Genomic DNA, 16,125 nt, shown 5'->3' with positions numbered 1-16,125 from the left:
TCTAGCACTCTGATTAATTCACGCTTGTACTGAGATTTTAAAGTAGCGAGTACAAGGGATTTGATAATGTAAGGTATGGGTTATTTGAGTTCCAATGTAAGTAAAACTCTAGCACTCTGATTAATTCACGCTTGTACTGAAATTCTAAAGCAGCGAGTACAAGAGTTTTGACAACGTCAGTTATAAGTTATTTGAAGTGCTAGGTAGACAAAACTCTAGCACTCTGATTAGTTAACGCTTGTACTGAAATTCTAAAGCAGCGAGTACAAAAGTTTTAACAACGGAAGGTATCAGTTACTTAAAGTGTTAGTTTGATAAAACTTTAGGAGGTTACATGAAAAAAATAATTTTAGACGTAGATCCCGGTCATGACGATGCTGTGGCTATTATGCTGGCAGCTTTTAATCCGGAAATAGACTTATTAGGAATTACTGTAGTCGCAGGTAATCAGACTGTAGAAAAAACATTCAGCAACGCTCTGAAAGTATGCTCTCATCTCGGAATAGACGTGCCTGTATATAAAGGGATGACAGGGCCTATAGTCAGAAAACAGGTAATCGCTGATGATATACACGGTGAAACAGGTCTGGATGGTCCCCACTTTGATGAGGTAACTAAAAAGGGCGAAGAAATGCACGCTGTAGACTATATTATAGAAAAACTAATGAGTTCTGATGAAAAAATAACTCTGGTACCTACAGGGCCGCTTAGTAATATAGGTATGGCATTAAGAAAAGAACCGCGTATTAAGGAAAAAATCGAACAAATTGTATTAATGGGCGGAGCATATCAGCTCGGAAATGTGACACCTGCCGCAGAATTTAATATCTGGGCTGATCCGGAAGCTGCATATATAGTATTCAGTTCAGAACTTCCGCTGGTTATGATGGGACTGGATCTCACTAGACAGGCTCTTGCCACTAAAGAAGTAGTAGAAAAAATAGGAAGTCTGAATAATAAAGCATCTCAATTATTCGTAGACTTAATGGAGTTTTTTGCCAAAACACAGCACGATGTATTCGGGTGGAGCGCACCTCCTGTACATGATCCTACAACAGTAGCTTATCTAATAGACCCGTCATGTATAGAAACAAAGCCTATGTATTGTAAAATAGAATTGAAAAGTGAAGACTCTTACGGAAGAACACTGTGTGACTATTTTGGAATACTTAAAACTGCACCAAATACAGATGTGGCGGTAAAATTGGATTTTGATAAATTCTGGAATATAGTATATGAAACTTTAAAATTATATAAGTAATACTTTATTCGGAAAAATAATATGTAAGTATTTTGACACTAAAAAATATGGCTTTTGGTAGATAAATTTTAAAGGAGAAAGGTATGCTTGATGTATTAGAAAAAACATTTGATGATAAAAAAGAAGAGTACCTTGGACACCTGAAAAAACTCCTTAGTATAGATACTCAGACAATAGGACACGGAATACTCGGAGGGAAAGAGAAGGAAGGACAGGAGTATATTGAAAAACTTCTCGGTGATCTTGGAGCAGAAATAAAAAAAGAAGATCTTGATGAAACTTTGTTAAAACAGGCATATGAAATGTATAACGAAGGAAATCTAGGACATAATAATAAAGACAGATATAATGTAATCGGTGACTTTAAGGGAAAAAAAGATAAAACGATTATATTCAACGGTCATATAGATACTATGCCTTACGGCGAAAAAGAAGCGTGGAAACATGATCCGCTGGACCCTGTGGAAGAGGACGGAAAACTTTACGGACTTGGAAGTACAGATATGAAAGGCGGGCTTATGGCCGGAATAATGGCGGTAAAATTAATAAAAGACTCAGGTCTTGAACTGCCGTGTAATGTAAAGATAATGTCTGTGGCTGATGAAGAAGGCGGAGGAAACGGGACTATCACAGCTATGATGAATAAAGATTCCGGAGATGCAGCAGTGGTGTGCGAACCATCTGACAATGAAATTCTTGTAGCCCATATGGGATTTGTATTTTTCAAAGTGTCGGTAAAAGGAAAAGCACTTCACTCAGCAGGAAAGTGGAACGGGGTAAATGCTATAGAAAAAGCGGTAAGCCTCATTCATGAACTGGGAGAACTGGAAAAAGAATGGCTTATGAAATATAAACATACTTTACTTCCTCCCCCTACATTAAATGTAGGAGTGATAAACGGAGGAACTGCAGGCTCTACTGTACCTGATTTTTGTGAATTCAAGGTTTGTGTTCATTATTTACCCGGGATTATGAGTTTTTCGCAGGTAAAAGAGGAATTTGAAGGGCGGATATTTCTGCGTTCACAGGGAGATGAGTTTTTGAAGGATAATCTTCCTGAAGTAGAAATCTATCAGCTGGGAAGCGGTTTTGAAATGGATCCTTCTGATGAATTCGTAAAATTCGTTCATGAGAAGGCAAATGAAACAGCTGATATTCCAATAAATGGAGGAATAGCGGGGAATGACGCAAGACTTTTGAAAAATATCGGAAATATCCCCACTGTTATTTTAGGGCCCGGAAGGCTTGTGGATTGTCACAGTATAGATGAAAGTATAAGTATAGACGAATACTTCAAATATATAAAAATCTATGCAGATTTAATTATGAGTTTTTAGGAGAGGAGATAGCGTAATGACTAAAATATTAATAGCGGGTGAATCATGGACAAGCCATACAATTCACATAAAAGGTTTTGATACATTTACTACAAGCAAATATGAGGAAGGTGTAAAATGGTTTAAAGAAGGACTGGAAAAAAACGGGATAGAGGTGGATTATATACCGAATCACCTTGCACCCGAAAAGTTTCCTGTAACTCTTGAAGAACTAAAAAAATATGATGTGGTATTTTTATCTGATATAGGATCAAATACACTTCTTCTTCCAGATCAGGTATTTGCTAAAGGGATGAAAATACCTAACAGATGTGAACTTCTGAAAGAATATGTAAATGACGGAGGGGCCTTTGTAATGATAGGCGGATACATGTCATTTACAGGTGTGGATGCCAAAACAAGATACGGCGAAACAGCAGTTAAGGATATACTGCCTGTGAAGCTTCTGGATAAAGACGACAGACAGGAACTTCCTCAGGGTGTAAATCCTAAAAAGATAAAGGAACATAAAATTTTCGACGGAATAGATGAAGGATTCCCGTACTTTCTGGGATATAATAAAACAACAGAATGCAGTGAAACAGGTGAAATACTGGCAGAAATAAACGGTGATCCGTTTATAGCCGTAGGAAGCTTCGGAAAAGGGAAAAGTCTGGCATTTACATCTGACTTTGCTCCTCACTGGGGATCAATGGAATTCGTGGAATGGAAGTATTATGATAAGTTATGGTTAAATATTATAAGCTGGCTTACCGAAAAATAATAAACATAGATCGTTTTAGATGAAAAAAACAAGGAAAAGACTGTATGAATAACCGGACCATTAACCGGATATTTTGTACAGTCTTGCCTTAAATAATTATATTGATTATGAAAATAATTCATTAATGGATTTTTTATATACATCATTTATTATAGTATATATTTTTTATAAGTTGCATTTTGTTTTTTTTAAGGTAACATATAAGTATAGGAAACCTGCTTATTTTTATAAAGTGAAACAAGAGGCAGAACTCCGTCTGAATTTAATAAAAGTAAATAATTTCATCTCAGGACAGCAGAAAAAAAATGTTCTGCTTTTTGAAGTTTTAGATTATTTTGTTTCATAAAACCGGAAAGGAGCTTATTAATTTAGAGAGTTATCTGAAAGCAGTGTTCCCGAGAAAAAAACAAGAGATACATGCATATAAACAGGACTTGAAAATTCAGGGTGAAAGGGAGTGATAAAGAGATTTAGAAGGTTATTAACCGTATCATTAGACTTTTAATCGTGAAAAATAAGGAGGCCGATAAATTTAGTACCTTGCTTTATTCGCTTTTTGGCAGTTGAATAAATAATGAGGTATAAGTGTTTTGACATTGAAATGTATTTTATTTTGAATTTCATTTACGCAGAACACCAGTAAGTGTTTTGTTTGGCAGGTGCTTTATAAAATGTGAAATTATATGCGGTGCAAAAAAGACTATATTATTTTCTAATCGAATAACTCAGGATGTGAAAAAATGACAGATAAATATCAGGTAAAAGAAATGATTAAAGATTTTAAAGAAGATTTAGTAAGACATAGAAGAAACTTGCACGAGATACCTGAAATTGGATTGAAACTACCTAAAACAAAAGAATATATAAAAAAGGAACTGGATAGTTCCGGAATAAAATATAGTGAAACAAAAACCATAGACGGACTCTATGGTTTGATTGAAGGAAAAAACAGAGGAAAAATAATTGCCGTAAGAAGTGATATGGATGCTTTGCCTATAGTAGAAAAAACGGGGCTTAGCTTTGCTTCGGATAACGGCAATATGCATGCTTGCGGTCATGACGGCCATATGGCGGTAATGCTTTTGACTTTGAAGATTTTAAACCAGATTAAGGACAGTCTGGATGGCAGTGTTATGTTTATATTTCAGCCCGGCGAGGAAGGATATCTCGGTGCTGAAAAGATGCTGAAAGAAGATTTATTTAAGGATATTAAACCTGATGTTATTTTTTCTTCACATATAGGATCTATATTCGATGAGTTAGGAGATGGAGAATTCGGAATAGGATTTGGCAAGGTCATGAGCAGCCTTGACACTTTCAGTCTGAAAATAACCGGTAAAGAATCCCACGGAGCAGAGCCTTATAAGGCCAGGGATCCTTTTATACCGACTGCGGAAATTCTTCTGGGTGTGCAAAGTATAGTAAGCAGGGAAATAAATACTAAGGAGAGCGCAGTTATCAGCTTTGGAAAGATAAAGGGAGGGACTGCAGCCAATATAATTCCACAGAGTATAGAATTAGAAGGAACTGTAAGATGTACAAAAGAAAATATAAGAAATTATATTAACGACAGAATAGGTGAAACGGCATATTACACAGCAAAAGCTTACAAAACAGACATAGATTATAATTACGTTTATGGAGCACCTGTTTTAGAAAATAATAAGGACCTTGTGGAAGAATTCATAGAAGTCCTTAGAGAAAATATCCCGGAAAATGAATATAAAATTCTGGACAGACCTACAATGATAGGTGAGGATTTTAGTTATTTTCTTTCTGAAATCCCCGGATTTTATTATTTTTTCGGGTCAAAACGTCTTATAGACGGGACTTATCATGCACACCATACTGAAAAATTCGATATTAACGAGGAAAATTTGTATAAGGTTGTTTATATCAATATTATGTTTATATTGAAATATTTATCAAAAGATAATAAGATTAAAATATAAGTATTAGTAAGAAGACTGCCTTAAATTTCGGCGGCAGTTATTCATGAAAAAGAGATAAGGAGTTAATGGTTTTAAATCATAAAAAAAAGCAGGCATAACATATGTTCTGCTTTTTTCTTTACTGACAGAAATGCAGTAATTATAAAACATACATAAAAATTTATAACCGGGAACTATAAAAATACCCTTTGCAGTCCCATTGGCAGCAAAAGGTATTTTTAATATTTTATCTGGTTAATTTCATTATAAAACCTGCTAGTATTCCAAGTACAATTAATCCGCCCCATGCGAAATATGCGCCTTTCTCTCCGAAAACTTTAACAAGTCCTTTATGTACAAAATCTGATATTAACCTGTTTACATGTCTTTTCATTTTCTAAACCCTTCTTGTAGTGTTATGTGCTATTTTCCTGTAGGAATGAAAGGTTTTACTAATCCTGCAAGACCTGAAATATTTCTTGTCTGTATAAGAAGTTTACCTTTTCCGACAAATTCATTAACTACACCTTCGCCTGTAGTAAATCCAAACATACCAGAAGCAGCTTTGATATTATATGCTAATGTACTTTCCCATGCTACTACGTGGAAGTTATCCACTATGAACGGACTTGAACCGTCAAGTTCTATCTCTACGATATCTCCGAACCCGTTAACTAACATAGTCCCCTGACCGGCTGTCTCCATTACGAAAAATCCTCCTGTACCGCCGAACATAGCACGGCCTACAGATTGTTTTTTCATATTATATGTAACTGAACTGTCACATGCAAGAAAAGCTCCGTCATTAATACACCATTTTGATTCCCCTACTTTTAGCTCTTTAATCTGTCCGATTGATCCCGGTGCGATAGCTATTAATGCTTCATTAGCAGTACCTTTCGCAGTGGTAATAAAGAATCCCTCACCGCTGACTACTGATCTTGCCGCAGCTTTCAGAAGTCCGCCTATACCGCCTGAACCGTTGCTGTTCATTTTCCCTTCAAGAGTGATTTTTCCGTTATGGTAAACCATAGCCCCGCTCTCGATTCTGATCTCTTCACCAGCATTTAAAGTTACTAAAACTAAAGGAAATGCTCCTTCATTTGATAAACGATAATTCATAAAATACTCCTTTTTCTATAATTTCAAACATTTTACCATATTTAAATTATTAATTCAATGTAATTATTAAATGCTTTAAAAATTAATAAATGTTTATTTTTTTGAAAATAAAATTCTATAACCAGCATCAATATTAAGTGTCTCACAGTTTCCAAAAACTTCTTCCAACTTTTTGAATGTGCTTTTGGCACCGTGTTTTGTTTGCAGAACACAGTAAAAGATGCCATTATTATTCAGATGTTTCCATGATTCTTCATAAATTTTGAAAATTACATCTTTTCCTGCACGGATAGGAGGATTAGATAATATACAGTCAAAGTTTTCATGGATATTATCAAAAATATAAGATTTTATAATATTATATTCTGTGATATTATTAAGTTTTAAATTTTTCTCGGCAAGTTCTAATGCTCTTTCATTTACATCAGATAAATAAATATCCAGTTCAGGAATAAAACTCTTGGCAATAATCCCTACAGGGCCGTAGCCGCAGCCGATATCAAGGAATTTTCCCTTTTTGAGATTGTTATGTTTAAGGAAGGTTTTCAGCATAAGTTCGCTTCCAAAATCTATTTTATTTTTTGAAAATACACCGCTGTCAGTTAAGAAGGTAAAGTTTTTATTTAAAAGCTGAAATTCTATTTCTTTTATATCAGACTTTGAAGATGGTTTTTCCGAATAATAATGGTTCATACAGACTCCCTACATTTTTTATTGAATTATAGCATATTTTAGGTATAGAAAGAAATTATAATAAAGCGAATACAATGTTGAAATATTTGTAGATAATAACAGCATTGAAATTTTCTCAGGTTATTAAAATTTTCATGATGAATTATAAAAAAATACGTTGACAAATTATAAGAATAAGAATATAATTTAATACCAATAAAGTAATTGATTGGTTGTTTGTACTGACGTTAAACAGCATATGAAAACAGAAATTTATTTTTGTTTGAAACACTTAATTGAATATGTTTTTATTTTTAAAATTGCTTTGGAGTTTAAATTTAAAAACAGATCAGATAGTGAAACAGGATTTTATTTAATTTTGGTATAAAAATGAAACGGAAACAGAATATTATCTTTAGCAGAATGATATTAAAAAAAGAAAAATAATCAGCTTTATTAAAAGTGAAATATTTTAAAAGGTATGCAAGATACTTGAAGAATTAAGGAGTTTAAAAGTAAAAATGAATAAAAAATTATTAATGTTTTTGGCATTGAATGCAATTGCATCTACTTTTGCTATGCCTGTTAAAAAGGTGGAAAATAAAAGCAGCAGCAGTTTATACAAAAGTATTACTGAAAATATAGAAAAAAATAAATCAAACAGCAAAAATTATAAATTGATTGAGAATATTCTCAATAAGAGAAATAAAGAATTAAAAGATTTGTATGCACAAAATGACTATGTAATTAAACCTGAGTATTTAGAATGGCAGGTCTTTTTTTCGTTATTTTATAGTGACGAAAACAGAGGCGGAGAAAAATTCAATGAATTTAAAACCGCTGACAGAGAAGCTAAATCATTGAATCTGGGAATATATGTACCGGTGAGGGAAATAGAGAATTTTTCTATAAACAGAGTCGCGAACTTTACACCTGTAATAGTGGATAATACAGTACCAATAAAAACTACAGCCAGAAGTCCTGAGTTTGTTAATGCAGTAAAGCCTGAAATTGATATAGATATAACAATTCCTTCTCTTCAAATTGCCCCGGTAACTGTAGAAGAAAAAGATATTAATCTGATTACGAGTCTGGAAGCGCCGCAGGTGCCTTTAAATGATGTAAAAGTATTTAACCTGAAATTAAATATACAGTCGAATCCCAAAGATGTTACTGTTACTGGTAATAAAATGGTTTCCACGGGAGAAGTTTTGACTTCTTCATCTGCATACGATATAGGATTCAGGGCAGAAAATAATTACATAGCGTATCTCGTAGGAAATTCTTCTATAGAAAGACAGAACGCGAGTGTAATATCTGTTTATCACGGTGTAGCAATGCACGGGACGACAACCAATCCAAATGCCTCGACATCATTAAGAGAATCAAATGTAGCAGGGATAGCTGTTTCACCTAATAATGTAAAAACTTCGTTTTATAAGACACATGAGTGGACAGCATATAATTACGGAACTATAACCGGAGAACAGAAAACAGGCGGCGGAATTTATACAAAACAGATAGGTTTTGGTTATATACCGTCAGGTTCAAGCAATATTCAGGTCAGAATGAATAATTACGGGACAATAACAATGAAATCGCCAAATAGTGCCGGATTTCTTTTGATGCCGGATGTGGATCTGGACTATAATCAGGATGGAAAGAAACCTTCGTCAGCAGTGGCGCCAAGAACTAGTTATGACGGCGGCTATACATACACAGATAATGATTATGATCAGAAAAATGTAAGATTTTTTGCACAGAGTCTTGGGACAATAGATGTTTACGGTTCGAGAAGTTATGGGATGATGACTTCCCCATATGCAGGGAATGATATGGGGTATAATTTCGGAATAAGCACGTATGGTTCGGAAACATCGAGTATCATAAATAAAGGTACAATTAATGTACTTGGTGATGAAGCTACAGGTTTTGCAATAAAAAAAGCAATTCATTCTATTGCAAACTACGGAGTAATAAATATAGGGACTATCCCTTCAGCGGGAACTTTTATACAGGATAACACAAATGGGAATACTATTTATGATGAAAGCGGGAATTTGGTTTCCGTGGGAGATATAAATAAAATAGAAAGAGCAACTGGAATGTATACAAGCCAGGCAATCATTGATTATGCAATAGCATTCGACGATCCTTCGACTACGGCTATTCAGATATTCGAGCAAAACCGACGTGGCGGCTCTACGAACTATGCTGAAATAAATATCTGGGATAATGCTGTAGAAAGCTCAGGTCTCAGAGCAGAAGGCGAAGGTTCGGTAACCAATGTCGGGGATATCAGTATTTACGGTGATAATAACTATGGAATAGTTGCCAGAGATAACGGATCTGTAAGAAATATGGTAAATTCAAGTTATAATGTCGGAGTGTATGATTCTAATACAGGAAAATGGCATGTTGCTGCCGAAGGCGGGCAGGCTGCTGAAATAACTGTTAATTCTCAAATGTCAGCTGCGGGTTATGTAGACAAAGGGGCAACTCTTGAGAATTCAGCTATAATCACTATAAATAATGATAATTCAGCAGGATTCTATGTAAGAAGCGGAACTGCAACAAATAATGACAGAACTTCCCAGCCCCTGAATTACGGCTATGGAAGTATTACAGCAGATGGAAAAGGTTCACATGGTGTACTGGTAACCAATGAAGACGGTACCACTGCAAAATTCACAAATAACGGACTTATTGAGACGAAATACGAAGGAACAGTTGCTCTTTACGGAGTAAATGGTGCTCAGTTAAGCAATATAAATAAAAATGAAAAAGAACGTCACTTTCTGGATGACGGAACAGGAGTCGCCGTAACAGCCGCAAACTGGCTTGCACAGGGGGAAACTTTTGATACAAGTGCAAACTGCGGAAGAAGTACATGTTATCTGAATGTATACTCAAAAGTAGTAGAAGTAACAGATTTTGCACAGAATGCACTGATTAAAGCAGGAGACGGGGGAACAGGAATATGGCTTGAGCAGAGCAGGGGAATTTTTACTCCGGCTGCTCCTGTGAGTACAATAACAAGTGCATCAATATATGCAGCTGTGGAAACCGGGAATAGTACCGCTGATTATACTGCAATTGGAATTTATTCTGACGGGATTGCCAAAGCTGTATTTTATAAGGATAGTTATTATGACCCTGTGAATTATCCAAAAGAGATGGCATCGGTAAAAGTAGGAGAAAGCGGGATAGCACTTCTGCATAATTATCGTGACAGAATAGGAATAACAGGAGCTAACAAAAATTTTGGCGGTTCTTCGGGAATATTTAATATAAAAGCTTTAAAAGCAGACTTAGGTAAAAATTCTGTACTTGGTTACTCAAATTCAGGGACAATAACTACAGATGTGTTTTCTAATGTTGAATTTACATCACTGGGAGACAGTGTCACTTTTGCGTATGTTTCTAATAATGGTGATATAAATATAAATGACACTTATCTCACGGACTTTCTGATAAATCCAAACGGAGCGGCAGTGGGGCAGGATATAATACCTTTTATAGCTGAAAACGGTATTATAAAAAACAGTGTTACTGACAGTACTACAGGATCTACGGGGATATCAGGACTGGTAATGAATACAAAAATCGGACTTCAGTCATTTTCAAAGGATAATACAGCAGCAGCTTTGAATAAAAGTAAGACTGCGTCAAATAATTACGGAACAATTACAATGACCGGAAGATCGAATGACGGTGCCATGGCATTATACAGTAAGTACGGAAATATACTAAATGACCTGAACGGGAAAATAAATCTTTCAGATAAAAATTCGGCTGGTTTTTATGCAATAGAGGAAACAGATGCTGTAAACAAAGGAATTATAAATATAAACGGGGATAACTCTGTGGGAATGTACGGATTATCAGAAGATAGTGTTAATCCTGCCAAAAACGGATTAAGCGGAATTTCCCTTATACAGGATGGAAGTGCCGTAATAAATGTAAATAGTCAGGAAAGTGCCGGTATATATGGTATAAATCTGAGAAGCATAGCAGGTAAATCATATATAATAAATAATTCCGGACTGATAAATGTGAAAGATAAGGAAAGTATCGGAATATATTCAGAAAATGTAAAGGTAACGGGAATAGGAACTATAAATCTGGGAGATACGACTTTAAGCACAACAGGAGACAGGACCGCAATATATGCAAAAGGTCAGGAAGCATTAGTAACAACAACAGGAGCAGTTATAAAGCTTGGAACTGCAAACCAGACAAATATTGCTTATTATATAACTGAAAATGCGGGGCTTACAGGGAGTAATCTCGGAAACATAACTGGTTACGGAATAATTATTGCCGGTAAAAATACTGAAATAAGTAATTCTAAAATTAACATGAATATAACAGGAGGTAACGGTCAAATAGGACTTGCCATACTTGGTACGAATAATTACAGTTATACCGGAGATATAAGTGTCGGTGACACAGTAGTAAACGGTACTGATAAGTACTACGGAGTGGCAATGTATACAGGAGACCAGAATATAAGCAGTACAATATCAAATAAACTTACTGCCGGAGCCAACGGAGTCGGACTCTACGCTGGTGGTAATACTGGAAGTACACTAACATATAACGGAGAAATAACTGTAGGAAACGGGACGGCAGCAGGAACAGGAATTTTTGTAAAAAGCGGTTCGGAAGTGACACTGGCTTCTGGAGGGAAAATACACCTTGTAGGTGTAAACGGAGTCGGAGTATATGTAGAAGGAAACGGAGAATTTACATTCGGCAGCGGAAGCAGCATGGTATTTGACGGTTCGGGAATAGGAATCTGGGGTGATAACGGTTCTGTAATAAATGATAACGGAACAGGAACAATAAGTTCATCAGCAGGAGCTTTTGTAATAAGAAGCAGACTGGCAAACGGTGTGTTAAATATAAATGCGCCGGGAATAGTCCTGGGGAACGGATCGGCAGGTTATGTGGTCAATGGTGAAATTAATAATCTTTCAGGTTCCACATTAGTTACAAATCCTTCATCTGATAATATAATAGCGCTTATAGCCGAGGGATATAAAACAGTTGGCACAAATACTTACGAAGCAAACAACTTCGGAAAAATAGATCTTACGAACTCTTCAAAAGGAATAGCAGTATATCTGAAAAATGCAAGAGGAATAAATGAAACAGCCGGAATGATTATTCTTGGAAATGAAGGAGTGGGACTTTACGGAGAGGGGAATTCTGCTATAGAACATACAGAACTTCGAAATTCAGGGCAGATACAGATGAATGGTTCGAATTCGCAGGCTCTTTACGGCAAAGGAGCAGCTCTGATTGAAAATAACGGAGCAGTTATTTCGGGGACTTCAAAGAATACAGGAATATACAGTGTTTATGATAATGCAGTAAATACAAAAGTAAATAATTTCGGAACAATTAATCTTGGAAACGGAAGTTTTGGAATATACGGAGAAAATTCCGATATAACAAATACAGGGAACATAGAGATAGGAGATACATCAGGAAGCGATTATTCAGTGGGAATATATGCTAAAGACAGTACCGTAACAAACAGCGGAAATATAAAAACAGGACAGGGCGGAACAGCCTTTGTGGGAGATAACAGCATAATAAACCTAAACGGCGGAAATTTTGATGTTTCAAATGGGAGTCTTTTATACGGGAAAAATAATACTGTAATAAATTATAAACTTGCAGATCAGATATCTGACGGGGCAAAACCATATATAAACCTTGAGAACAGTGTGTTAAATGTATTAAGTCCGGCTGTGCTGAATGTGAAAAACAGTTCCGTTGGGATATTTATAACAGGGAATACAGGAGCTGTAAACGGAGATATTACAATAAATGCAGAAGACAGCGGAAACGGAATATATGTAAAAAATCTTGGAACAGTATATACGAATAATACAAAAATAAATATAAACGGTACATCTGCAAAAGGTCTTGTACTGGAAAACACAAGTGCAGATAATACAGGAATATTAAATGTAAATAGTACAGGTACCGGGATATTTTCACAGCTTACATCATCTGGAAATGTAACAGTGAAAAATAACGGAATAATAAATGTAAATTCAAGCTTGGGAACAGGTATATATGCTTCATCTGAGAATACAGGCGGAATACTTCTGGGAACAACAACTGTGGATAATGACGGTACTATAACATTAGGAAACAGTAGTGATGTAAATAGTGATTCTCAGATAGGAATATTCGGAACTGCCGGAACGAAAATAAATAATAATTCTGTAATAAACGGCGGAAGTAATGTAATAGGAATTTATGGAACTGATACAATAACAACAAATGGAAGCATCGTACTGGGAGACGGATCGGCAGGTGTATATCTGAACGGCGGAAGTCTTGTAACAGGAAGCAATACTTTAATAAAAGTAGGAGCAGAAAATGCTGTGGCAATTTATGCTGCAAACGGTGCAGCTGTAACAAATAACAGTAGCGATATACATGCAGGAAAAGACAGTGTACTGGTATATGTACAGGATGCCGGAACAATGGTAAATAACCTCGCAGACCTGAATGTCGGGGAAAAAGGAATAGGTTTTTACAGTGATAAAGGAACAGCAAATAATAGTGCCAGAATAAGCGGAAGCGGATCAGATGCAGTATTTTTCTACGCTAAAAACGGTGAAGTAAATAACAGCGGACTGCTTGATGCTGCAGGGAATACAGGGGTTATAGGTATTTACGGGGAAAATTCCAAAATAATGAATAATGGAGACATGATTTTGGGAGATTCAATAATAAATCCTAATGATATAACACAAAGTACATATGCAATAGGAATATATGGAAAAGCTTCCGAAATAAAAAATACAGGCAACATAAAATTAGGAGCAAATTCAGTAGGAATTTATTCTGACGGTAATACTACAGATGCAGAAAATACGGGACTTATAGAATCGACGGCTTACGGGGCAATGGGTATATTTATAGAAAACGGAACATTCAAAAATAACGGAAGAATAATATTATCAGGGGATGATTCAGTAGGAATGGCCGGAAGAAGAGGAGCGGCTATTATTAATGACGGCCAGATAATTATAAATGGTAAGTCAGGAATAGGAATGTATGTAACAGATTATTCCTATGTGTATAATAACGGAGTAATAACAATAAACGGCGATAACGGAACAGGAATACAAATCGGGACTAATTCGATCCTTGAAAATGAAGGTACGATAAATCTGAACGGGCTAAACGGACAAAGTGTACTTTATGGAGAAAGCACAAGATACCAGCTTCCGAGTATTATAAACGCAGGAATAATAAATGTAAATGAAAAATTCGAAACAAATGGAGTAAATGTAATAGTAAAAGTGGATCCAAGTACTGTAAGAAAGCCGGAAGCATCAGAAATGACCGGCAGTGACTATGAATTAAGTGATATAAACGGAAAATTTCTTGTATCAAATGCAGTACAGTTTAATGCACCGTCATTTGATATAGAAGGGCCTGTTACAATAACGAATAGTTTTTCACAGGGAACAAATGCAACAGCATATAAACTGGAGAATGTATTTAATCCGTTAACACCATACGGCGGACTGAATACTAATAAAATATCAGTAATAAGTGACTCGTTTACATGGGATGCAATACCGGTGATAAGTGATTCAGGCGGTGTAACAATATGGATGCAGAAGCTGGATTATAAAGATCTCTCAAAAAATAAATGGTACAGTGATTTTTCCGGGGCATTGGATCAGAAATATACAGATGCCAAAGGGAATGCACTAAAAATTTATGATAAAATAGACAATATAAAAACTGCGGAAGAATTCGACCATATAATGGGCAGTCTGGGTGGAAATGTCTATGCAAATATAAATCAGAGAGAAGAAGATATAGCAGAAATATTTGAAAATTCACTTTATTTATTACAGGATTCGAAAAATAATACAAAAGAAAATGTTAAGATAAATGTTATAGCCGGAAAAGGCAGAACAAAAGAAGATACAGACGGAATAGAGGATTATACATATGAAACAGCAGGAGTTCTTGCACTGCGTGAAGTAGAAAGAACATACAGACATACATTTGGATATTCACTGGGATATCTGCATACTTCATTTGAAATGGATGATAATAACAGCAGTGAAGAATGGGCGGACACATTACAGATCGGCGGTCATAACAAGTATTCCGCAGATGGATGGACACTTAGAAATGATATTACCGGAAGGGCAAGTATGCATAATATAGACAGAAATATAAACTGGTCTGACGGGATATCTGAATTAAACGGAAGTTATGAAACATACAGTATAACAAGCGATAATAAACTGGCAAAAGAAATAGTATCCGGAAAGAATATAAACATATCTCCTTATGCAGGGTTTAAGCTTATGTATGTGACAAGACCGACATTTCAGGAAGACGGGCTGGAAGCTCTGGAAGTGGAAGGCAATGATGCGTGGAGCGCAAAACCCAGAGCAGGTATAGAAGTGAAAGTTTCCGGAAATGAAAGCAAGAGCGGCTGGAAACTAAAAGGAGCTCTTGATATAGCTTATGAATATGAACTGGCAGATTTTAATAATCAGGAAAGTGCAAGACTTATTGCAGTGGAAGACGCTTATCATAATCTGGCAAAAGCGCAGGAAGAAAAAGGATTATTCAAAACAAGAGCAATTATAGGTACTGAAATAGAAGACCGTTACGGAATCTTTTTAAACGGAGAATACAGTATGGGGGAAAGGAATCAGAGTGATTACAAAGTAGGCGTTATGCTAAAGGCAGTATTTTAGTGAATATCCGTGAATAAAGAAATATAAAAAAACAGGAAGGTTTAAGAATTGTACCTTCCTGTTTTGTTTATTTGTGTCTCATTTCCATCTGGATTCGTCCTATTATTTCTTCAGGTGTATCATAAGTTATTGCATTTGCCATTACTGAAAATGTAGTAAGGGCGAATAAAGTTGAAAATAAAATGAGTTTTTTCATGATGTTACCTCCTTGTATAATATGTTTGTAGTTAAAAAAGCTAAATTAACTACTTAAAATCTTTGTTACTTTATGTAATAA

At 35.5% G+C, this 16,125-nt stretch carries 9 protein-coding genes; 5 read left to right on the top strand and 4 right to left on the bottom strand.

All coding sequences use genetic code 11. From position 1 onward, the window contains the following. Positions 1-334: 334 nt before the first annotated feature. The 4 genes from NK213_RS16620 (at position 335) to NK213_RS16605 (ending at position 5,313) form a co-directional block, all read left to right on the top strand. Positions 335-1,261, top strand: coding sequence for a nucleoside hydrolase (locus NK213_RS16620; protein WP_253351237.1), 927 nt, complete (start codon positions 335-337; stop codon positions 1,259-1,261). 83 nt (positions 1,262-1,344) lie between these two features. Beyond that, complete coding sequence (locus tag NK213_RS16615; RefSeq protein WP_253351236.1) at positions 1,345-2,598, top strand: M20 family metallopeptidase; 1,254 nt, start codon at positions 1,345-1,347, stop codon at positions 2,596-2,598. A gap of 16 nt (positions 2,599-2,614) precedes the next feature. Continuing rightward, a complete protein-coding gene (locus NK213_RS16610) occupies positions 2,615-3,361 on the top strand; it encodes a glutamine amidotransferase (RefSeq protein ID WP_253351235.1) in 747 nt (248 codons plus the stop codon). A gap of 740 nt (positions 3,362-4,101) precedes the next feature. Then, positions 4,102-5,313, top strand: coding sequence for a M20 family metallopeptidase (locus NK213_RS16605; protein WP_253351234.1), 1,212 nt, complete (start codon positions 4,102-4,104; stop codon positions 5,311-5,313). A gap of 226 nt (positions 5,314-5,539) precedes the next feature. On the opposite strand, the gene NK213_RS16600 is transcribed toward NK213_RS16605, so the two are convergent. The 3 genes from NK213_RS16600 to NK213_RS16590 all read right to left on the bottom strand — a co-directional run bounded on the left by NK213_RS16600 (position 5,540) and on the right by NK213_RS16590 (position 7,107). Continuing rightward, entirely contained in the window at positions 5,540-5,686 is a 147-nt protein-coding gene (locus tag NK213_RS16600) for a hypothetical protein (protein ID WP_253351233.1), read from the bottom strand. 29 nt (positions 5,687-5,715) lie between these two features. After that, a complete protein-coding gene (locus NK213_RS16595; protein ID WP_253351232.1) occupies positions 5,716-6,414 on the bottom strand; it encodes a TIGR00266 family protein in 699 nt (232 codons plus the stop codon). A gap of 93 nt (positions 6,415-6,507) precedes the next feature. Next, positions 6,508-7,107: a class I SAM-dependent methyltransferase gene (locus tag NK213_RS16590; RefSeq protein ID WP_253351231.1), complete on the bottom strand. Its 600-nt coding sequence runs from the start codon at positions 7,105-7,107 to the stop codon at positions 6,508-6,510. A gap of 500 nt (positions 7,108-7,607) precedes the next feature. On the opposite strand from NK213_RS16590, the gene NK213_RS16585 reads away from it, so the two are divergent. Then, a complete protein-coding gene (locus NK213_RS16585; protein WP_253351228.1) occupies positions 7,608-15,848 on the top strand; it encodes an autotransporter domain-containing protein in 8,241 nt (2,746 codons plus the stop codon). 67 nt (positions 15,849-15,915) lie between these two features. On the opposite strand, the gene NK213_RS20490 is transcribed toward NK213_RS16585, so the two are convergent. After that, entirely contained in the window at positions 15,916-16,044 is a 129-nt protein-coding gene (locus NK213_RS20490) for a hypothetical protein (RefSeq protein WP_256478807.1), read from the bottom strand. Between the last annotated feature and the right edge of the window lie 81 nt (positions 16,045-16,125).

Source organism: Sebaldella sp. S0638 (genome assembly GCF_024158605.1).
Lineage (GTDB): Bacteria > Fusobacteriota > Fusobacteriia > Fusobacteriales > Leptotrichiaceae > Sebaldella.
The sequence above is the reverse complement of the archived record's forward strand: the minus strand, read 5'-3'. Positions and strand labels throughout refer to the sequence as shown.